Below are 16708 nucleotides of genomic sequence, written 5' to 3'. Positions count from 1 at the left end.
TAGAAATTTTGACGTTTCCGTTAACGACTGGTATCGGTGTTGTTCAGGCGGTGAACCGTGTGACTCCTGCGATCGGCGGTGTGTTCGCTCGCGGAGGTGGAAAGATGGGCCCGGTGACCGCAACCGCCATCACCGTCCTGCACCGGCCGGTGAGTCCCGAGGGCTTCGAACAGTGGCTCGAGGCATTGCGCGCGTCGGCGGCCGACGGTGTCGTCGAGTCGGCGGTATCGGCACACGCCGACGAGCGTCTCGACTGCGCGGTCGCCGTGACCTTCGGAACGGAGTCGCAACTCGACGCCTGGCTCGACGGTGCCGACCGGGCGAGCGTGCTTCGCGACGGCGCCCTGCGGGGCTTCCACCGAGCGGCGACGGACCTCGTCGTCGTCGAGGGCGGCGCGCCGCCGTCGGGCGCCGCGGTGTTCCGGCATCCGGTGGCCCCCGGCCGAGAGGCAGCCTTCGCGCGGGCGCAGGGCGATCTGACCGAGGTGAGTTCGGCGTTCGCGGGCTACGAGGGCACGGCCGTCTTCCCACCGGGGCCGTCGGGCGAGTGGACGTCGATGATCCGGTTCCGCACCGAACGGTTGCTCAGCGCCTGGCTGCAGTCCAGTGAGCGGTCGGCGTCACTGCCGAGCCTGCGTTCGACGCTGACCCGCGAGTTCTCCGTATCGGCATCGGAGACGACGCCGTTCGGTACCACCGTGCGCATCGAGGACGGCAGGGCGGAGCTGACGCCGAGTTGGAAGTCGGCGATGCTCGTCCTGCTGGTGCTCTATCCGATCGTCATGTTGCTGTCGCGGTTCCTCAGCCCGGAACTGCGCGACCTCGGCGCCGCGCCGTGGCTGGCCACGTGGCTCGGACTGGTGGTCAGTGTCTCCGCGCTGCAATGGGTGCTGATGCCGTTCGCGGCGCGGCGGATGCGGCGCTGGCTCGATCCCGTGGACGGTGCGAGCCCGGCGGTGTCACTGCGCGGCGCCGCCGCCGTCGTGGCGGGGTACGCGCTGACGTTCGCGGTCTTCGACAACGTGACGTGGCTGCAGTTCTGGGATCATCACTGACGCGTCAGAGTTCGCACCACTTCCACTCGTCGCCTTCGCGCGCGAAGTCGAAGTCGTTGGCCGACTCGCCCTGCTGTTCGATGCTGACGACCGCCGTGTCCCCGGTGACGTCCATCTCGAGGACCGTGAGATTCAGGCGACCGCTCTCCTGCCGGGATGCGAGGAACTCCTCCTCGGTGAACTCGGGATCGTCCTGCAGCTCCTCGCACACGATGGACTCCATCGCGGCGAAGTCCTCGTCGTTCCAGGCTTTCTCGAATGCGTCGACCTGGTCCTCGATCTGATCCTCGTCGGAGGCCGCGGTGGCGGTGGTCGACGGCCCCGATCCGCCGCCCGAGTCGGAGCGGGACACCAGCACGACGGTCAGCACCACGGCGACCAGGGCGACGATCGCGACCGTGATGCCGCCGATGATGAGCGGCGTCTTGTTGCGTCCGACGGGCGCGTGATCCGGCACCCAGAGCTGCCAGCCGGGCGGCGGCGGAGGCCACGTCGGGTCGGGCTGCCAGTTGGGCGGCGGAACCCAACCGGGAGGGACGGGCGGCCAGTTCGGCGGCGGATTGAAGCGCATGGGAACAGTGTGCAGGGCCGGCGGGTCGACGGTCGGGCCCGGCACACCTAGAGGCCTTTGGTCTCTATTTCGGGTATGCCCAACGGGATATTCGTTAGACTTGAGCGGAACAGACTCAACCTTATCGACGTTGTACGACCCGACAAGCATTTTCCGTGGCCGTGTCCTGCGGCCACCAGACATCGAAATGGAGGTGTCGTGGACTCGTTCAATCCGACCACGAAGACCCAGGCGGCCCTGACCGCGGCGCTTCAGGCGGCTACTGCTGCCGGAAACCCGCAGATCACGCCCGCCCACCTGCTGATGGCGTTGCTCACGCAGAACGACGGCATCGCCGCGCCACTGCTGGAGGCGGTCGGAGTCGAGCCCGCGACCATCCGCGCCGAGGCCGAACGCCTCATCGCGCGGCTGCCCAGCGCGTCCGGGTCCAACTCGCAACCGCAGCTGTCGACGGAGTCGATCTCCGCCATCACGACCGCGCAGCACCTGGCGACCGAGATGGACGACGAGTACGTCTCCACCGAGCACCTGCTGGTCGGCCTCGCCAGCGGCACGTCGGAGGTCGCCAAGCTGCTGACCAACCACGGCGCGTCGCCGCAGGCGCTGCGAGAGGCGTTCACGAAGGTGCGCGGCAGCGCACGCGTCACCAGCCCCGACCCCGAGGGCACGTATCAGGCTTTGGAGAAGTACTCCACCGACCTGACCGCCGCTGCCCGCGAGGGCAAGCTCGACCCGGTTATCGGGCGCGACAACGAGATTCGTCGCGTCGTTCAGGTGTTGAGCCGCCGCACCAAGAACAACCCGGTGCTCATCGGCGAACCCGGCGTCGGCAAGACGGCGATCGTCGAGGGCCTCGCGCAGCGCATCATCGCCGGCGACGTGCCGGAGAGCCTGCGCGACAAGACCGTCGTGTCCCTGGATATGGGCTCGATGGTCGCGGGTGCCAAGTACCGCGGTGAATTCGAGGAGCGGCTGAAGGCCGTGCTCGACGACATCAAGAACTCGGCAGGCCAGGTCATCACGTTCATCGACGAGTTGCACACCATCGTCGGTGCCGGTGCGACCGGCGAGTCGGCGATGGACGCGGGGAACATGATCAAGCCGATGCTGGCCCGAGGCGAGCTGCGGATGGTCGGGGCGACCACGCTCGAGGAGTACCGCAAGTACATCGAGAAGGACGCCGCGCTCGAGCGACGGTTCCAGCAGGTGCTGGTCGGTGAGCCGTCGGTCGACGACACCGTCGGCATCCTGCGCGGGCTCAAGGACCGCTACGAGGTGCACCACGGTGTCCGCATCACCGACTCGGCCCTGGTCGCGGCGGCCACGCTCAGTGACCGCTACATCACCTCGCGCTTCCTGCCGGACAAGGCCATCGACCTGGTCGACGAGGCCGCCTCCCGGCTGCGCATGGAGATCGACTCGCGGCCCGTCGAGATCGACGAGGTCGAGCGGATCGTCCGTCGTCTCGAGATCGAGGAGATGGCACTGGCCAAGGAATCGGACGACGCGTCGAAGGATCGGCTGGAGAAGCTGCGCGCCGAACTGGCCGACAAGAAGGAGACGCTCGCCGAGCTGACCACGCGCTGGCAGAACGAGAAGAGCGCCATCGACGTCGTCCGCGACTTCACCGAGCAGTTGGACAGGCTGCGCGGCGAGGCCGACCGGGCCGAGCGTGACGGCGACCTGGCCAAGGCCTCCGAACTCCGCTACGGCCGCATCCCCGAGCTCGAGAAGAAGCTCGACGCGGCTCTGCCCGTGGCCGAGGCTCGCGAGAACGTGATGCTCAAGGAGGAGGTCGGACCCGACGACATCGCCGATGTGGTGTCGGCGTGGACCGGGATCCCGGCCGGCCGGATGCTGGAGGGCGAGACCGCCAAGCTGCTGCGGATGGAATCCGAGCTGGGCAAGCGGGTCGTCGGCCAGGTCAAGGCCGTGCAGGCGGTGTCCGATGCGGTGCGCCGGACGCGCGCCGGCGTTGCCGATCCCAACCGGCCGACCGGTTCGTTCATGTTCCTGGGCCCGACGGGCGTCGGCAAGACCGAACTCGCAAAGGCGTTGGCGGAGTTCCTGTTCGACGACGAGCGGGCGATGATCCGCATCGACATGAGCGAGTACGGCGAGAAGCACTCCGTCGCAAGGCTGGTCGGTGCGCCTCCCGGCTACATCGGCTACGACCAGGGCGGTCAGCTGACCGAGGCCGTGCGTCGACGCCCGTACTCGGTGGTGCTGTTCGACGAGGTGGAGAAGGCCCACCCGGACGTGTTCGACGTGCTGCTCGCAGTGCTCGACGAGGGCAGGCTGACCGACGGTCAGGGCCGGACGGTCGATTTCCGGAACACCATCCTGGTCCTGACCTCCAATCTCGGTGCAGGCGGTTCCGAGGAGCAGGTGATGGCGGCGGTGCGCTCGGCGTTCAAGCCCGAGTTCATCAACCGGCTCGACGACGTCATCGTCTTCGACAGCCTGCAGCCCGACGAGTTGGTGTCGATCGTGGACATCCAACTGGCCCAGCTGCAGAAGCGCCTGAGCCAGCGCAGGCTCACCCTCGAGGTGTCGTTGCCCGCCAAGCAATGGCTGGCCGAGCGCGGGTTCGACCCGCAGTACGGTGCGCGGCCGCTGCGCAGGCTGATCCAGCAGGCGATCGGCGACCAGTTGGCCAAAATGTTGCTGGCCGGTGAGGTGCACGACGGCGACGTGGTTCCCGTCAACGTCACCCCCGACGGCGACGGCCTGGTTCTCGGCTAACCCGTGATTTCGGCGCGCTCACGACCCGAGGTTGGGTCGTAAGCGCGCCGAAGTCGCAAGATGGGGGCGTGATATCCCACGTTCCCGGACCGCCGAACCTCTTGCTGGGCGCCTACGACATCTCGCTCCTCGGCTACTCCGCCGACGAGTACTTCGTGTCCGGTACCGCCACGGCGTCATCGGGGGAGCGGGCCGACTACACGACGCGGGTGGTCACGCTCACCCCACCGGAGTTCAACGGCACCGTCGTCGTCGAGTGGCTGAACGTCAGCGGCGGCATCGACGCCCCCGCGGTCTGGTTCATGGCGCACCGAGAGCTGGTCCGAGCGGGGTACGGCTACATCGCGGTGTCCGTGCAGCGCGTCGGCGTCGAAGGCGGCGACAATCTCGTCGGCATCGACATGTCGCTGAAAGCCCAAGACGCCGAACGCTATTCGCCGCTGAACCATCCCGGCGACGCCTACGCCTACGACATCTACACCCGGATGGGCCGCCTCGTCCGCGACGGTGAATTCGGGCTTCGACCCGAGTACGTGCTGGCGGTCGGCGAGTCGCAGTCGGCGATGTTCCTGACCACCTACGTCAACGACGTCGACGCGGAAGCGGCCGTCTACGACGGGTTCCTCGTTCACTCGCGCTTCGGCACCGCTGCCCCGCTCGACGGCAGCAGTGCGCTCGAGACGACGACGCCCGCGCCGTTTCGCGACGACCTGAGGGTTCCCGTCCTGACCGTGATCACCGAGACGGATCTGCTCGACGGGCACCTGCTCGGCTATCGACACGCGCGACGCCCGGACGACGAGCACCTGCGCGCCTGGGAGCTACCGGGCAGCGCCCACGCGGACAACTACACGATCAAGGTCGGCTTCATCGACAGCGGCGCCGCATCGCTCACCGAACTCGCGGCGGCCTACGCGCCGACCGACCAGCTCATGGGCCAGCAGCTGTCGTACTACATCAACTTCGCGCCGCAACACCACTACGTGCTGCAAGCCGCCGTCGCCGCCCTGCACCGCTGGGTGCGCGACGGCGTCCCACCGTCCACCGCCCCGCCGCTGGAGCTGGCTGACGGCGCGCTCGTCCTCGACGCCAACGGTCTTGCCACCGGAGGCGTCCGCATTCCGTGGGTCGACGTGCCCGCGGCCCGCACGTCGGGCACCGCTCCGGATGAAACCCCGATGTCGTTCCTGTTCGGCTCGGGGGAGGTGTTCGACGCCGCGACCCTCGCCGCGCTGTACCCCGCCGGGAGCGGCGACTACCTGGCGCGCTTCGAAACGGCCCTCGATCAGACGATCCGGCACGGTTTCCTGCTGGCCGCCGACCGAGCCGAGATCCTCGACCTGGCCGCCGCGATGTATCCCGGCTAGCTGAACGCGGCGCTGGGAACGTCGGTCTCCTTACCGAGGACGGCCTCGACGATCCTCGCCGCCACCGCGTCGGGGTCGAGGCCGGTCGGCAGCTTCGGCGGGTCGCCGGCGATCGCGCGATCGGCCAGCCCGGTCTCGGTGTGCGGCGGCCGGACGTCGACGATGCGGATCTTGCGGCGGCGCGCTTCGGTGCGGACCGCGGTGAACAACGCCGCCGCCGCCGCTTTAACCGCCGAGTAGACGGCCATGTTGGGCAGCGGCTGCTCGGCGACCACGGCGCTGATCCCCGCGATCACGCCGCCCGCCTCCATGGCCGGCAGCGCCGCGCGGACCAGTCGCAGCGGGGCGAGGAAGTCGACGAGCACCAGGTCGTCGACGGTGTCGTCGTCGATGTCGGTGACCGGACCGAAGGCCACCACCCCGGCGGCGATGATCACGCCGTCGAGCCGTCCGTGCTGCGTGACCGCGGCCTCCACCAGCGAGCGCGGGGCGTCCGGTTCGCGCAGGTCGGCTGAGTGGATGTGCGCCCCGTCGATGCCGAGGGCGGCCAGTGCGTCAGCCGAACGGCCGCTGATCGTCAGGTCGGCGCCGCGACCGGCCAGCAGTCGGGCGATGCGTGAACCGAGGGCGCCGGTGGCGCCGACGACGAGGAAGGCCTTGCCGGAGAGGTCGCTCATCGGATCATTGTGCGCGACTCTTCTCGTCGATTCGTCCGCCGAGCAGACGTGAACGGCCCTCAATCGCCGCGATTCGGGGCCCCTCGGGTCTGCTCGCAGGAGGAACTCTTCCCTGGTAACCGGGTTGTGACCTTTTCGAGTTCGGGCGAAAGCGCTACCAGCAAGTAGGCTGTCAGGCAATGGTGCCCCTCTGGTTCACGCTGTCCGCACTCTGTTTCGTGGGTGCGGGCGTACTGCTGTACGTGGATCTCGACAAGAAGCGCGGTCTCGGGCGGCGGCGCAAGTCGTGGGCGAAGAGTCACGGGTTCGACTACGAGCACGAGAACCACGACATCGTGAAGCGCTGGAAGCGCGGCGTCATGTCCACCGTCGGCGACGTCACCGCCAAGAACGTGGTGCTCGGGCAGATCCGCGGTGAGGCCGTCTTCATCTTCGACCTCGAAGACGTGGCCACGGTCATCGCGCTGCATCGCAAGGTCGGCACCAACGTCGTCGTGGACATGCGGCTCAAGGACATCAAGGAACCACGCGAGGGCGACATCTGGCTGCTCGGCGCCATCGGCCCGCGGATGGTCTACTCGACGAACCTGGACGCCGCGCGCCGCGCGTGCGACAGGCGGATGGTGACGTTCGCCCACGCCGCCCCCGACTGCGCCGAGATCATGTGGAACGAGCAGAACTGGACGCTGGTGTCCATGCCGATCGGCAGCACCCGCGCCCAGTGGGACGAGGGTCTGCTCACGGTCCGCCAGTTCAACGACCTGCTGCGCGTTCTGCCGCCGGTTCCGCAGCCCGGCCAGCACGGCGTCACGGGCCAGGCGATCGCCCGCAGGCCCGCCGCGCCCAGCCGACCGCTCGCCCGCCCGGCCGAACTGCCCACCGGCCGCAGCGACCAGCCGGCGGGCCCCGCCGACGTCGGCCGCTACACGCAGCAGCGCCCGCAGGCCCGCAACGGCCGCCAGTCGCCGCATTACCAGAGGTAAGTAACCTGTCGGGCATGTCCCGACCCGTCGCACTGATCACCGGACCGACCTCCGGACTGGGGGCGGGGTTCGCGCGCCGCTACGCCGTGGAGGGCCACGACCTGGTTCTCGTCGCGCGCGACGTCGAGCGTCTGCAGCAGCTCGCGGCCGAACTACGAGACGAGGCGGGCGCGGCCGTCGAGGTCCTGCCTGCCGACCTCGCCGTCGCCGCCGACCGGGAGAAGGTCGCCGAGCGGCTGCGCGCCGGGGTCCGGGTGCTCGTCAACAACGCCGGCTTCGGCACCTCCGGCGAGTTCTGGTCCGCCGACTTCGCGACACTTCAGTCGCAGTTGGACGTCAACGTCACCGCCGTCATGCAGCTGACGCACGCGGTGCTGCCCGCGATGCTCGACGCCGGCGCCGGCACCGTGATCAACGTCGCGAGCGTGGCCGGGCTGCTTCCCGGCCGCGGGTCGACGTACTCGGCGTCGAAGGCGTGGGTGATCTCCTTCTCCGAGGGGCTGGCCAACGGGCTGGGCGGCACCGGCGTCGGCGTGCACGCCCTGTGCCCGGGCTTCGTCCGCACCGAGTTCCACGAGCGCGCGGGCATCGACATGGAGGGCACGCCAAAGATCCTGTGGCTCGAGGTGGACGACGTGGTGCGCGACACCCTGGCGGGAGTCGCCAAGAACGAGGTCGTGATCATCCCGGGACTGCAGTACAAGCTGCTGACCACGGGCGGCCGGATGGTGCCGCGAAACCTGGTGCGCGCCATGACCAAAGTGGTCGGACGCGGTCGCGGTCGGACCTAGTGCGCGCACTCCTCGCCGTTCTGCTGGCGCTCGTCACCGTCGCGGTGGTGGCATGCTCGGACGACGCCGCGGACACCGACGTCTACGGCGCACCGACCGCGGCGATCGGCGAGTCTCAGCAGGTGATCGGCTGGAACGTCGCGGTCGCCAACCTGCGTTTCGACGGCGATTACGTGCTCGTCGACGTCGACGCGTCGGCGGCCCAACCGGGTGGCCAGCACGTCGCAGCGGAGTCGCTGCGGTTCGGGCTGTACGGCGCCCTGGCCCATCCGATCGAGGCCAACGCCATCGGCGGATGCGTCGGCGTCACGAACCTCAACCTTCGGCCAGCAACGTCGCCGACTCCCGAAAGGCTCTCCGGGACGGTGTGTTTGGGCCCGCTGCGAGACCAGAGTCAGGTTCGGGGGGTGTACGCCTACTCGCCGCAGGATCGCATGAAGGGCACCACGTTCGCCTACGCCGCGGCGTACCCGCTGGGCTTGCCGCCGGTGGAGCAGAATGACACCGGGCTGGCGCTCACCACCACCAGCGTGGAGGCGTTCCGCGACGACGGCGCCCAGTTGAACCCGACGGCGCTGGGTGACCCGACCGCGTTCGAGGGCAACGGCTACATGCTGCTCGGGCTCGACATCACCGGCCTGGCCGAGAGATACCGCGACGAGTCGAGGGCACGGGGCGGGCCGCTGATGGTCGTGATCGCCCCCAGCGTCCCCGGCCAGGGGCTGTCGCCCGCGTGCTCGGCGTACGGGGCGTCGCTGTTGGTGCTGCCCGACGCGTCGCTCGACGCCGTGTCGGTGCGGGCCTCGCTGTGCTCCCAGGGCGAGATCAATCAGGCGCTGCTCTACTCCTCGGTGTCGGTGATCGGCACGCACGCCGCGCTGTGGACGACGCCGCGTGACTGAGCCGGGGCCGACGGAGTGGACGGCGGGCGTCAGCGTCGGGGTCGGGCCCTGGCAGGGGCCACTCCCCGACGATCCTCGGTACGACCCCGAGTTGCTCGCCGCCGGTGACACCCGCAACGTCGTCGACGCCTACCGCTACTGGACCCGCGAGGCGATCATCGCCGACATCGACCAGCGCAGGCACCCTCTGCACATCGCGATCGAGAACTTCGGCAGCGACGCCAACATCGGCGCCGTCGTCCGCACCGCCAACGCGTTCGCCGTCGACACCGTGCACATCGTGGGCCGCCGTCGGTGGAATCGGCGCGGCGCCATGGTCACCGACCGCTACCAGCGGCTGCGCCACCACGACGACACCGCGGCGTTGACGTCCTTCGCGGCCGAGGCCGGACTCGAGGTGGTCGCCGTCGACAACGTGCCGGGCTCGGTGCCCATCGAAGGTGCCCGGTTGCCGCGGGAGTGCCTGCTGGTCTTCGGGCAGGAGGGGCCCGGAATCACCGAGGCCGCTCGCCGCAGCGCGTCACTGACGGTGTCGATCGCCCAGTTCGGCTCGACGCGCAGCATCAACGCCGGCGTCGCCGCCGGTATCGCCATGCACGCGTGGATCACGCAACACGCCGACCTCTCCTCCGCCTGGTAGGGCAGGATCAACGGCACCAGGGCGAGCGAAGCGACGGGAAGAACGCCAGGGCGAGCGAAGCGACGGGAAGAAGAACAATGGATCAGCTATGGGCGAATCGCGCGGCCAGCTCGGAGGCGGCCATCGCGAAGCGGCACCTGAAGCGGCTGTGGCACCTGCCGGGCACTCAGCTCGGCGTCGTCGCATGGCCGACCGAGCGGCGCTACTCCACGTTCCGCATGTGGCACTACTGGTGGCAGGCCCATCTACTCGACAACCTGGTCGACGCGCAGCTGCGCGATCCGCAGCCCGAGCGCCTCACCAGGATCAACCGACAGATCCGCGCGCACCGCATCCGCAACACCGGCCGCTGGATCAACGACTACTACGACGACATGGCCTGGCTGGCGCTCGCGCTCGAACGGGCGGGCCGGCTGTGCGGCGTCGAGCGGCCCAAGGCGCTGGAGAAGCTCGCCGACCAGTTCCTCAACGCGTGGGTGCCCGAGGACGGCGGCGGCATCCCGTGGCGCAAGCAGGACCAGTTCTTCAACGCCCCCGCCAACGGGCCCGCCGGGATCTTCCTGGCCCGCTACGACGACAGGCTGCGGCGAGCGCAGCAGATGGCCGACTGGATCGACGAGACCCTCATCGACCCCGAGACGGGCCTGGTGTTCGACGGCATCAAGGCCGGCTCGCTGGTGCGCGCGCAGTACACCTACTGCCAGGGCGTGGTGTTGGGCCTCGAGACCGAACTCGCCGCCCGGACCGAGGACGAGCGGCACGCGTTGCGCGTACACCGGCTGGTGGCCGCGGTCCGCGACAACATGGCGACCGACGGCGTGATCCGCGGCGCGGGTGGTGGTGACGGCGGACTGTTCAACGGGATCACGGCGCGCTACCTCGCGCTGGTCGCGACCACGTTGCCCGAACGGACGCCTGAGGACGAGGAAACCCGCTCGGCGGCAAGGGAACTGGTGGTGAAGTCGGCACAGTCGGCGTGGGACTACCGGCAGACCGTGGACGGGCTGCCACTGTTCGGCGCCTTCTGGGACCGCAACGCCGAACTGCCGGGCGCGGGCGGCAAGAGCGCGGAGTTCGTCGAGGGCGCGGTGAACGCCTCCGAGGTGCCGGAGAAGGACCTGTCGGTGCAGTTGTCGGGGTGGATGCTGATGGAGGCCGCGCACACGCTCACCGACGACGGGCCGCAGCTCGCTTTGGAACTCGAGACCGAGCCGTCGAAGGAGGACGACGAGTAGATGACCGGTGCCGATGAACTGACGGGAAGCTGGACCCCCGGCCAGGCGGACATCGACAATGCGAACCTCACCCGCTTCACGGCGTGGCTCGGCGAGACCGGCCGCGGCGAGTTCGCCGACTACCAGGAGCTCTGGGAGGAGTCGGTGCGCGACGTCGCCTGGTTCTGGGAAGCGGTCTGGCACTTCTTCGCGGTGCGGTCCACGACGACTCCCGAGACCGTGCTCGCCTCCGCGGAGATGCCGGGCGCGCAGTGGTTTCCGGGCCTGTCGGTGAACTACGCATCGGAGGTGTTCCGGCACGAGACCACCGACCGGCCCGCCCTCGTCGCGGTCGGGGAGGACGGTTCGACCGACTGGTCGTGGGAGCGGCTTCGCGAGGAGACCGCGTCGTTCGCCCACCATCTGCGCACGCTGGGCGTGAAACCCGGCGACCGCGTCGTCGGGTACCTGCCCAACGTCGCCGAGGCCGTCGTCGCGTTCCTCGGCGCCGCGGCTGTCGGTGCGACGTGGGCGGTGTGCAATCAGGACGTCGCCGTTCCCGGCGTGGTCGCGCGGCTGGGGCAGCTCGAACCCGTCGTGCTCGTCGCCAGCGACGGCTCGCTGTACAACGGCAAGCGCGTCGACCGCAGCGCCGAACTGGCGGAGATCCGCTCCCAGCTGCCGACGCTGACGGCGACGGTGCTGGTGCCGAGGATCGGGCTGCCCGCCCCGGACGACGTCACGCCGTGGGCGGAGGTGCTGAATCACGATGTGCCGCTGCAGATCACCGCGGTGCGGTTCGGCCATCCGCTGTGGGTGCTGTTCTCGTCGGGGACGACGGGCACGCCCAAGGGCATCGTGCACGGGCACGGCGGGGTGGTGCTCGAACACCTCAAGTACCTGAGCCTGCACCTCGACCTGAAACCCGAGGACCGCTTCTTCTGGCAGTCCTCGACCAGCTGGATGATGTGGAACCTGCTCCTGGGCGGCCTCCTAGTCGGGTCGACGATCGTGCTGTACGACGGCAGCCCCACGCACGGTTCGACCGACCACCTGTGGCAGGTCGCGGCCGATGCGGGCGTGACGGTGTTCGGCGCCGGTGCGGGTTACTGGCTGTCGTGTGCCAAGGAGGAGTTGCGGCCGGGACGCGACTACGCGCTGGACGGCGTGCGCGCGGTGGGGTCGACGGGCTCGCCGTTACCCGCGTCGGGATACCGCTGGATTCAGCAGGGTCTGGGCCGCAGCGTTCCGGTCGTGTCCTGCAGCGGCGGTACCGACGTGGTGACGGCGTTCATCGGCGGGTGTCCGCTGGTGCCGATCCGTGCCGGCGAGCTCAACGTGCTGTGTCTCGGTGCGGCCGTCGAGGCATGGGGTGAGGGCGGCACGCCGGTGCGTGACGAGGCCGGCGAGTTGGTGGTCACCAAGCCGATGCCGTCGATGCCGGTGTTCTTCTGGAACGATCCGGACGGGGAGAAGTACCGCGGGGCCTACTTCGACAAGTATCCCGGCGTCTGGTGCCACGGCGACTGGCTGACGATCACCGATCGGAATTCGGTTGTGGTGCACGGTCGTTCCGACGCCACCCTGAACCGGATGGGCGTCCGGATGGGCAGCGCCGAGATCTACAACGCGGTCGAGGGCCTCGCCGAGGTGCAGGACTGCCTGGTGGTGGGGTGCGAGTTGGACGACGGCGGCTACTGGATGCCGCTGTTCGTCACGCTCACCGACGGCGCCGATCTCGACGACGCCCTGCGCGATCGCATCGTCGCGGCCATCAGGACCGGCGCGTCGCCGAGGCACGTGCCCGACGACGTGATCGCGGTGCCCGGCATTCCGCGCACGATGACCGGTAAGCGCCTGGAGATTCCGATCAAGCGAATACTCCTGGGCGCCAAGGCTTCCACCGTGCTCACGCCGAGCGCGGTGGACCGCCCGGAGTTACTGGACGTGTTCGCGGGGTACGCGCGCACGTGACCGAGCAGACCCGGCCCGCGTCGGCGCCGAGCCGTTTCGGACGGGATCCGACGGCCGCCAGGGGCGGCGAGAACACCGCCGCCGCCCTGTTGCTGCTCTTCACCCTGCTGGCGATCGTGTGGGCCAACTCGCCGTGGGCGCAGAGCTACACCGACTTCTGGAACATGCACGTCGGCCTGGTGTTCGGTGACATGCACGCCGAGTTGAGCGTCAAGCACCTCGTGAACGACGGGTTGATGGCGTTCTTCTTCTTCATCGTCGGTCTGGAGGTCAAGAGCCAGTTCACGATCGGCGAGCTCACCGACAAGTCGCGTGCCGCCGTGCCGGTCGTCGCGGCGCTGGCGGGCCTGGTGGTGCCCGCGGTGATCTTCCTGCTGCTCAACCCCAGCGGCGACGACGCGCGGGCGTGGGGCGTGGTGATCTCCACGGACACGGCGTTTCTCGTCGGCGCCCTGGCGATCATCGGCCCGAAGTTCCCCGCGCGGTTGCGGACGTTCCTGCTGACGCTCGCCGTCGTCGACGACGTCGGTGCGCTGCTGGCGATCGCGCTGTTCTACTCCGACGAGGTCGAGATCTGGCCGCTGGTCCTCTCGTTGGGACTCATCGCGGCGCTGGCCGCGGTGCGTCTGCTGCCGATGGTGCTGCGCGGTCCCGCGTACTGCGCGTTGGCGTTCGCACTGTGGCTCGCGCTGTTCGCCGGGGGTGTGCACCCGACGCTCGCGGGCGTCGCCGTCGCGCTGCTGATCCCGGTGTTCACCCCGGAGCGCGAGCGCGTCGAGGAGGCCGCGGAGGTGATCCGCGCGTTCCGGCAGTCGCCGAACTCCGAGTACGCCAGGGCCGCCACGCGCAGCCTGCGGCAGTCGATCTCGATCAACGAGAGGCTGACCACCAGCGTCGGGCCGTACGTCTCGTATCTGGTGCTGCCGCTGTTCGCCCTCGCCAACGCGGGGGTGCGGCTCGACCTCGCGACCATCTCGGCGGCGTTCCGGTCACCGCTCACGTGGGGTGTCATCGCCGGCCTCGTCGTAGGCAAGTTCGTCGGGATCACCGCCGCGACGGCGCTGGTGCGTGCCACCGGTATCGGGCAGTTGGCGCCCGGCCTGACGCTGCGCCGGGTCGCGGGTGGTGCGGCCCTGTCGGGGATCGGATTCACGATCTCGCTTTTCATCGTCGACATCGCGATCGCCGACCCCGTCAAGCAGGATCAGGCCCGCGTCGGCGTGCTGGCGGCGTCGGTGCTGGCGTTTGCACTGGGCTGGCTCTGGTTCCTGGTCACCGACCGACTGTTCCCGCCGGTGGCCGTCGGCGCCAAGCTGATTCGCGAGGTCGATCCCGACCGCGACCACATGCGGGGCAACCCCAACGCGGAGCTCACGCTGGTGGAGTACGGCGACTACGAGTGCCCGTTCTGCAGCCGCGCGACGGGGTCCATCGACGAGGTGCGCGACCACTTCGGCGACCGGCTGCGGTACGTCTGGCGGCACCTGCCGCTCGAACGGGTGCACCCGCACGCCATGGACGCGGCGCGGGCCGCCGAGGCGGCCGGCCTGCAGGGCAAGTTCTTCGAGATGGGGATCAGGATGTTCGAGTTCCAGGACTACCTGGAATGGGAGCACATCTACCGGTACGCCGACGGAATCGGCTGTGACATCAAGAAGTTCGACGAGGATCTGCACTCGTCGCACGTGCTGCACCGAGTGCAGGACGACGCGCAGGACGCCGAGTTGATGGACCTGAACTCCACGCCCACGTTCTTCGTCAACGGCATGCGGCACAAGGGGCCGTTCGACGCGGCGAGTCTGATTCGGGCGCTTGAGGAGACGGCGCCCGAGTAGCCGATCGCGTCGGGGCAACTCGTTAGCAAGGGAAATTAATTCGGCACGTGGCGCGTTGGACCCTGCAGTACCGAGTTCAGATGAATTCGGTTGCAGTAGAAGGAGTAACTCGTGACGAAGAACACCACCATCGCCGCAGTGATCGCCAGTGGTCTCGCCGCCGCCGTGCTCGGACTGGCCGCGCCCGCGCAGGCCGACATCGGTCACCACGACTGGGCCGTCGACACCAACCAGCAGGCGCACGCGCCGTCGGTCGACACCACGGTGCAGCAGAGCCGCTGATCGCTATGTGCGGAGGTAGCTCACGATCGCGTTGGTCAGCCCGGTGCGGGCGAGGTCGAGGTCGTAGTACGAGCCGAGTTGACGTTCGGACACCAGGCCCCGCATCGCACCGGGTATGAACGACGCCACCTCGCGGACGCGCTCGGGATCGACGTCCACGTCCGCGAAAGCCCTCTGACAGGCCAGAATCCAGCTCCGCCCCCACGACTGGAGTTCCGCTGCCGTCTGCGGGTAGAGCCGCTCGAGTTCGGCGCCGTCGCGGGGGAGGGCGGCCCGCAGCGTCTCGATGGCGCGGGAGTCCGGGGCCGAGAGGCCGTCGAACAGCAGGTCGATGATCGCCGCGACCCGTTCGCGCAGGGGCGCGTCCGGTGTCGCCTGCGACGGCAACTGGCCGCGTCGCTCCGCGGTGCGCTGCAGGACCGCCGCCCAGAGTCCGTCGATATCGCCGAACTGATACTTGATCGCGCCCCAGGTGACGCCCGCGTCCTTGGCGATCCGATTGGCCGACGCCGCCGCGGTGTCCCCGGTGGCCAGCGCGCTCAGGGCGGCGTCGAGCATTGCATCGCGGGTCGCCTGGCCCCGCTTGTTGGTGCGCCGCGCGTTGGTCTCCGCCACTTGACGAATCATAGAACCCTCTGTGATTCTTGTCGACATGGCCAAACCGCCACTGTCGATGAAGCCGACCGGTTGGTTCCAGGTCGCCTGGTCCGACGAGGTCGGCGTCGGCGACGTGCACGTGATGAAGTACTTCGGCGAGGACATGGTCGCCTGGCGGTCGGAGGCCGGCCAGGTCACCGTCATGAACGCCTACTGCGAACACCTCGGCGCCCACCTGGGGTTCGGCGGCAAGGTCGTCGGCGAGGTCCTGCAGTGTCCCTTCCACGGCTGGCAGTGGAGTCAGGAGGGGCGAAACGTGTGCATTCCCTACGAGAGTCGGCCCAACCGCGGCCGTCGCATCAAGACCTACCCCGTCATCGAACGCAACGCATCGATCTACATCTGGCACGACCTCGAGGGTCGCGAGCCGTTCTTCGACGCACCCGACGTCTTCGCGAGCTTCGAGGACGGCAGCAGCGTCGACGACTACTACCCGCAGCAGCGCCTGTTCGAGCAGGGCCACGAGATGCACCCCCAGTACGTGCTCGAGAACGGCGTCGACTTCGCCCATTTCAAGTACGTCCACGAGACGCCGATCAACCCGATCTTCACCCGGCACGATTTCGCCGATGCCGTGTCGTACGTGGACTTCACCATCACCTTCGAGGGCGACGACGGGCAGCGGATCGAGGACGTCAACAGCGGCGTCGAGGCGATCAACGGCGGACTCGGCATCGCCGTCACCAAGAGCTGGGGGATGGTCGACAACCGGACGATCTCGGCCATCACTCCCGTCGACGAGTACACCTCGGATGTCCGCTTCATGGTCTACATCGGCCGCGTCCCCGGTAAGGATTCACCGCGTGCCGAGCAGAAGGCCATCGCATTCGGCGAGGAGATCATCCGCCAGTTCAGGCAGGACATCTACATCTGGAGCCACCAGCGCTACTCGGATCCGCCGGCGCTGTCCACCTCCGAATACGAGGGCTTCACCGCGATCCGCACGTGGGCCATGCAGTTCTATCCCGACGGCCGCGGCGGAAGTGCTGCGGACCTTGCACACCAGAAAGGCTGA

General features: G+C 68.9%; 15 protein-coding genes. 12 read left to right on the top strand and 3 right to left on the bottom strand.

Features of this window, described 5'->3' with window-relative positions:
• Positions 1 to 104: 104 nt before the first annotated feature.
• Positions 105 to 1055 (top strand): putative antibiotic biosynthesis monooxygenase, encoded by a 951-nt coding sequence (locus NM203_RS07885; RefSeq protein WP_408633314.1) that lies wholly within the window; start codon positions 105 to 107, stop codon positions 1053 to 1055.
• Between the two features lie 4 nt (positions 1056 to 1059).
• Here the strand turns inward: NM203_RS07885 and NM203_RS07880 are convergent, their stop codons facing one another.
• Positions 1060 to 1626: an Rv0361 family membrane protein gene (locus NM203_RS07880; RefSeq protein ID WP_255059275.1), complete on the bottom strand. Its 567-nt coding sequence runs from the start codon at positions 1624 to 1626 to the stop codon at positions 1060 to 1062.
• Positions 1627 to 1824: 198 nt separating this feature from the next.
• Between NM203_RS07880 and clpB the strand changes: the two genes are divergently transcribed.
• Both clpB and NM203_RS07870 read left to right on the top strand, forming a co-directional pair.
• The gene (gene clpB / locus NM203_RS07875; protein ID WP_255059274.1) at positions 1825 to 4371 is read left to right on the top strand and encodes an ATP-dependent chaperone ClpB; all 2547 of its coding nucleotides are present in this window, start codon (positions 1825 to 1827) and stop codon (positions 4369 to 4371) included.
• A 68-nt stretch (positions 4372 to 4439) separates the two neighbouring features.
• Entirely contained in the window at positions 4440 to 5738 is a 1299-nt protein-coding gene (locus NM203_RS07870) for an alpha/beta hydrolase domain-containing protein (protein ID WP_255059273.1), read from the top strand.
• Here the strand turns inward: NM203_RS07870 and NM203_RS07865 are convergent.
• Positions 5735 to 6415 carry an SDR family NAD(P)-dependent oxidoreductase gene (locus tag NM203_RS07865; RefSeq protein WP_255059272.1) on the bottom strand — a complete coding sequence of 227 codons (681 nt, stop codon included), beginning with the start codon at positions 6413 to 6415 and terminating at the stop codon, positions 5735 to 5737. The two genes, NM203_RS07870 and NM203_RS07865, sit on opposite strands and share 4 nt — an antisense overlap.
• 179 nt (positions 6416 to 6594) lie before the next feature.
• Here NM203_RS07865 and ttfA point away from each other — a divergent pair, with 179 nt between their 5' ends.
• From ttfA to NM203_RS07825, 8 genes are all read left to right on the top strand, one after another.
• On the top strand, positions 6595 to 7398 hold the full coding sequence (ttfA, locus tag NM203_RS07860; RefSeq protein WP_255059271.1) for a trehalose monomycolate transport factor TtfA: 804 nt from the start codon (positions 6595 to 6597) through the stop codon (positions 7396 to 7398).
• Between the two features lie 14 nt (positions 7399 to 7412).
• Positions 7413 to 8189 (top strand): SDR family NAD(P)-dependent oxidoreductase, encoded by a 777-nt coding sequence (locus NM203_RS07855; RefSeq protein ID WP_255059269.1) that lies wholly within the window; start codon positions 7413 to 7415, stop codon positions 8187 to 8189.
• A complete protein-coding gene (locus tag NM203_RS07850) occupies positions 8189 to 9091 on the top strand; it encodes a hypothetical protein (protein WP_255059268.1) in 903 nt (300 codons plus the stop codon). The genes NM203_RS07855 and NM203_RS07850 overlap by 1 nt, the downstream gene beginning before the upstream one ends.
• Entirely contained in the window at positions 9084 to 9731 is a 648-nt protein-coding gene (locus NM203_RS07845) for a TrmH family RNA methyltransferase (RefSeq protein ID WP_255059267.1), read from the top strand. Before NM203_RS07850 ends, NM203_RS07845 begins: the two co-directional genes overlap by 8 nt.
• A gap of 77 nt (positions 9732 to 9808) precedes the next feature.
• A complete protein-coding gene (locus tag NM203_RS07840; protein WP_255059266.1) occupies positions 9809 to 10966 on the top strand; it encodes a glycoside hydrolase family 76 protein in 1158 nt (385 codons plus the stop codon).
• Positions 10967 to 12919 carry an acetoacetate--CoA ligase gene (locus tag NM203_RS07835; RefSeq protein ID WP_255059265.1) on the top strand — a complete coding sequence of 651 codons (1953 nt, stop codon included), beginning with the start codon at positions 10967 to 10969 and terminating at the stop codon, positions 12917 to 12919. It begins immediately after the preceding gene.
• Positions 12916 to 14754 (top strand): Na+/H+ antiporter NhaA, encoded by a 1839-nt coding sequence (gene nhaA, locus NM203_RS07830; protein WP_255059264.1) that lies wholly within the window; start codon positions 12916 to 12918, stop codon positions 14752 to 14754. Before NM203_RS07835 ends, nhaA begins: the two co-directional genes overlap by 4 nt.
• A 111-nt stretch (positions 14755 to 14865) precedes the next feature.
• Positions 14866 to 15036, top strand: coding sequence for a hypothetical protein (locus NM203_RS07825; protein ID WP_255059263.1), 171 nt, complete (start codon positions 14866 to 14868; stop codon positions 15034 to 15036).
• 3 nt (positions 15037 to 15039) lie between these two features.
• Here the strand turns inward: NM203_RS07825 and NM203_RS07820 are convergent, their stop codons facing one another.
• The gene (locus NM203_RS07820) at positions 15040 to 15594 is read right to left on the bottom strand and encodes a TetR/AcrR family transcriptional regulator (protein WP_255059715.1); all 555 of its coding nucleotides are present in this window, start codon (positions 15592 to 15594) and stop codon (positions 15040 to 15042) included.
• A 94-nt stretch (positions 15595 to 15688) separates the two neighbouring features.
• Here NM203_RS07820 and NM203_RS07815 point away from each other — a divergent pair, with 94 nt between their 5' ends.
• On the top strand, positions 15689 to 16708 hold the full coding sequence (locus NM203_RS07815) for a Rieske 2Fe-2S domain-containing protein (protein WP_255059262.1): 1020 nt from the start codon (positions 15689 to 15691) through the stop codon (positions 16706 to 16708).

Origin of the sequence: Mycolicibacterium arenosum, assembly GCF_024320865.1 — a bacterium.
Classification (GTDB): Bacteria; Actinomycetota; Actinomycetes; order Mycobacteriales; family Mycobacteriaceae; genus Mycobacterium; species Mycobacterium arenosum.
Note: the sequence above shows the minus strand (reverse complement) of the source record. Positions and strands in the feature narration are given on the sequence as shown.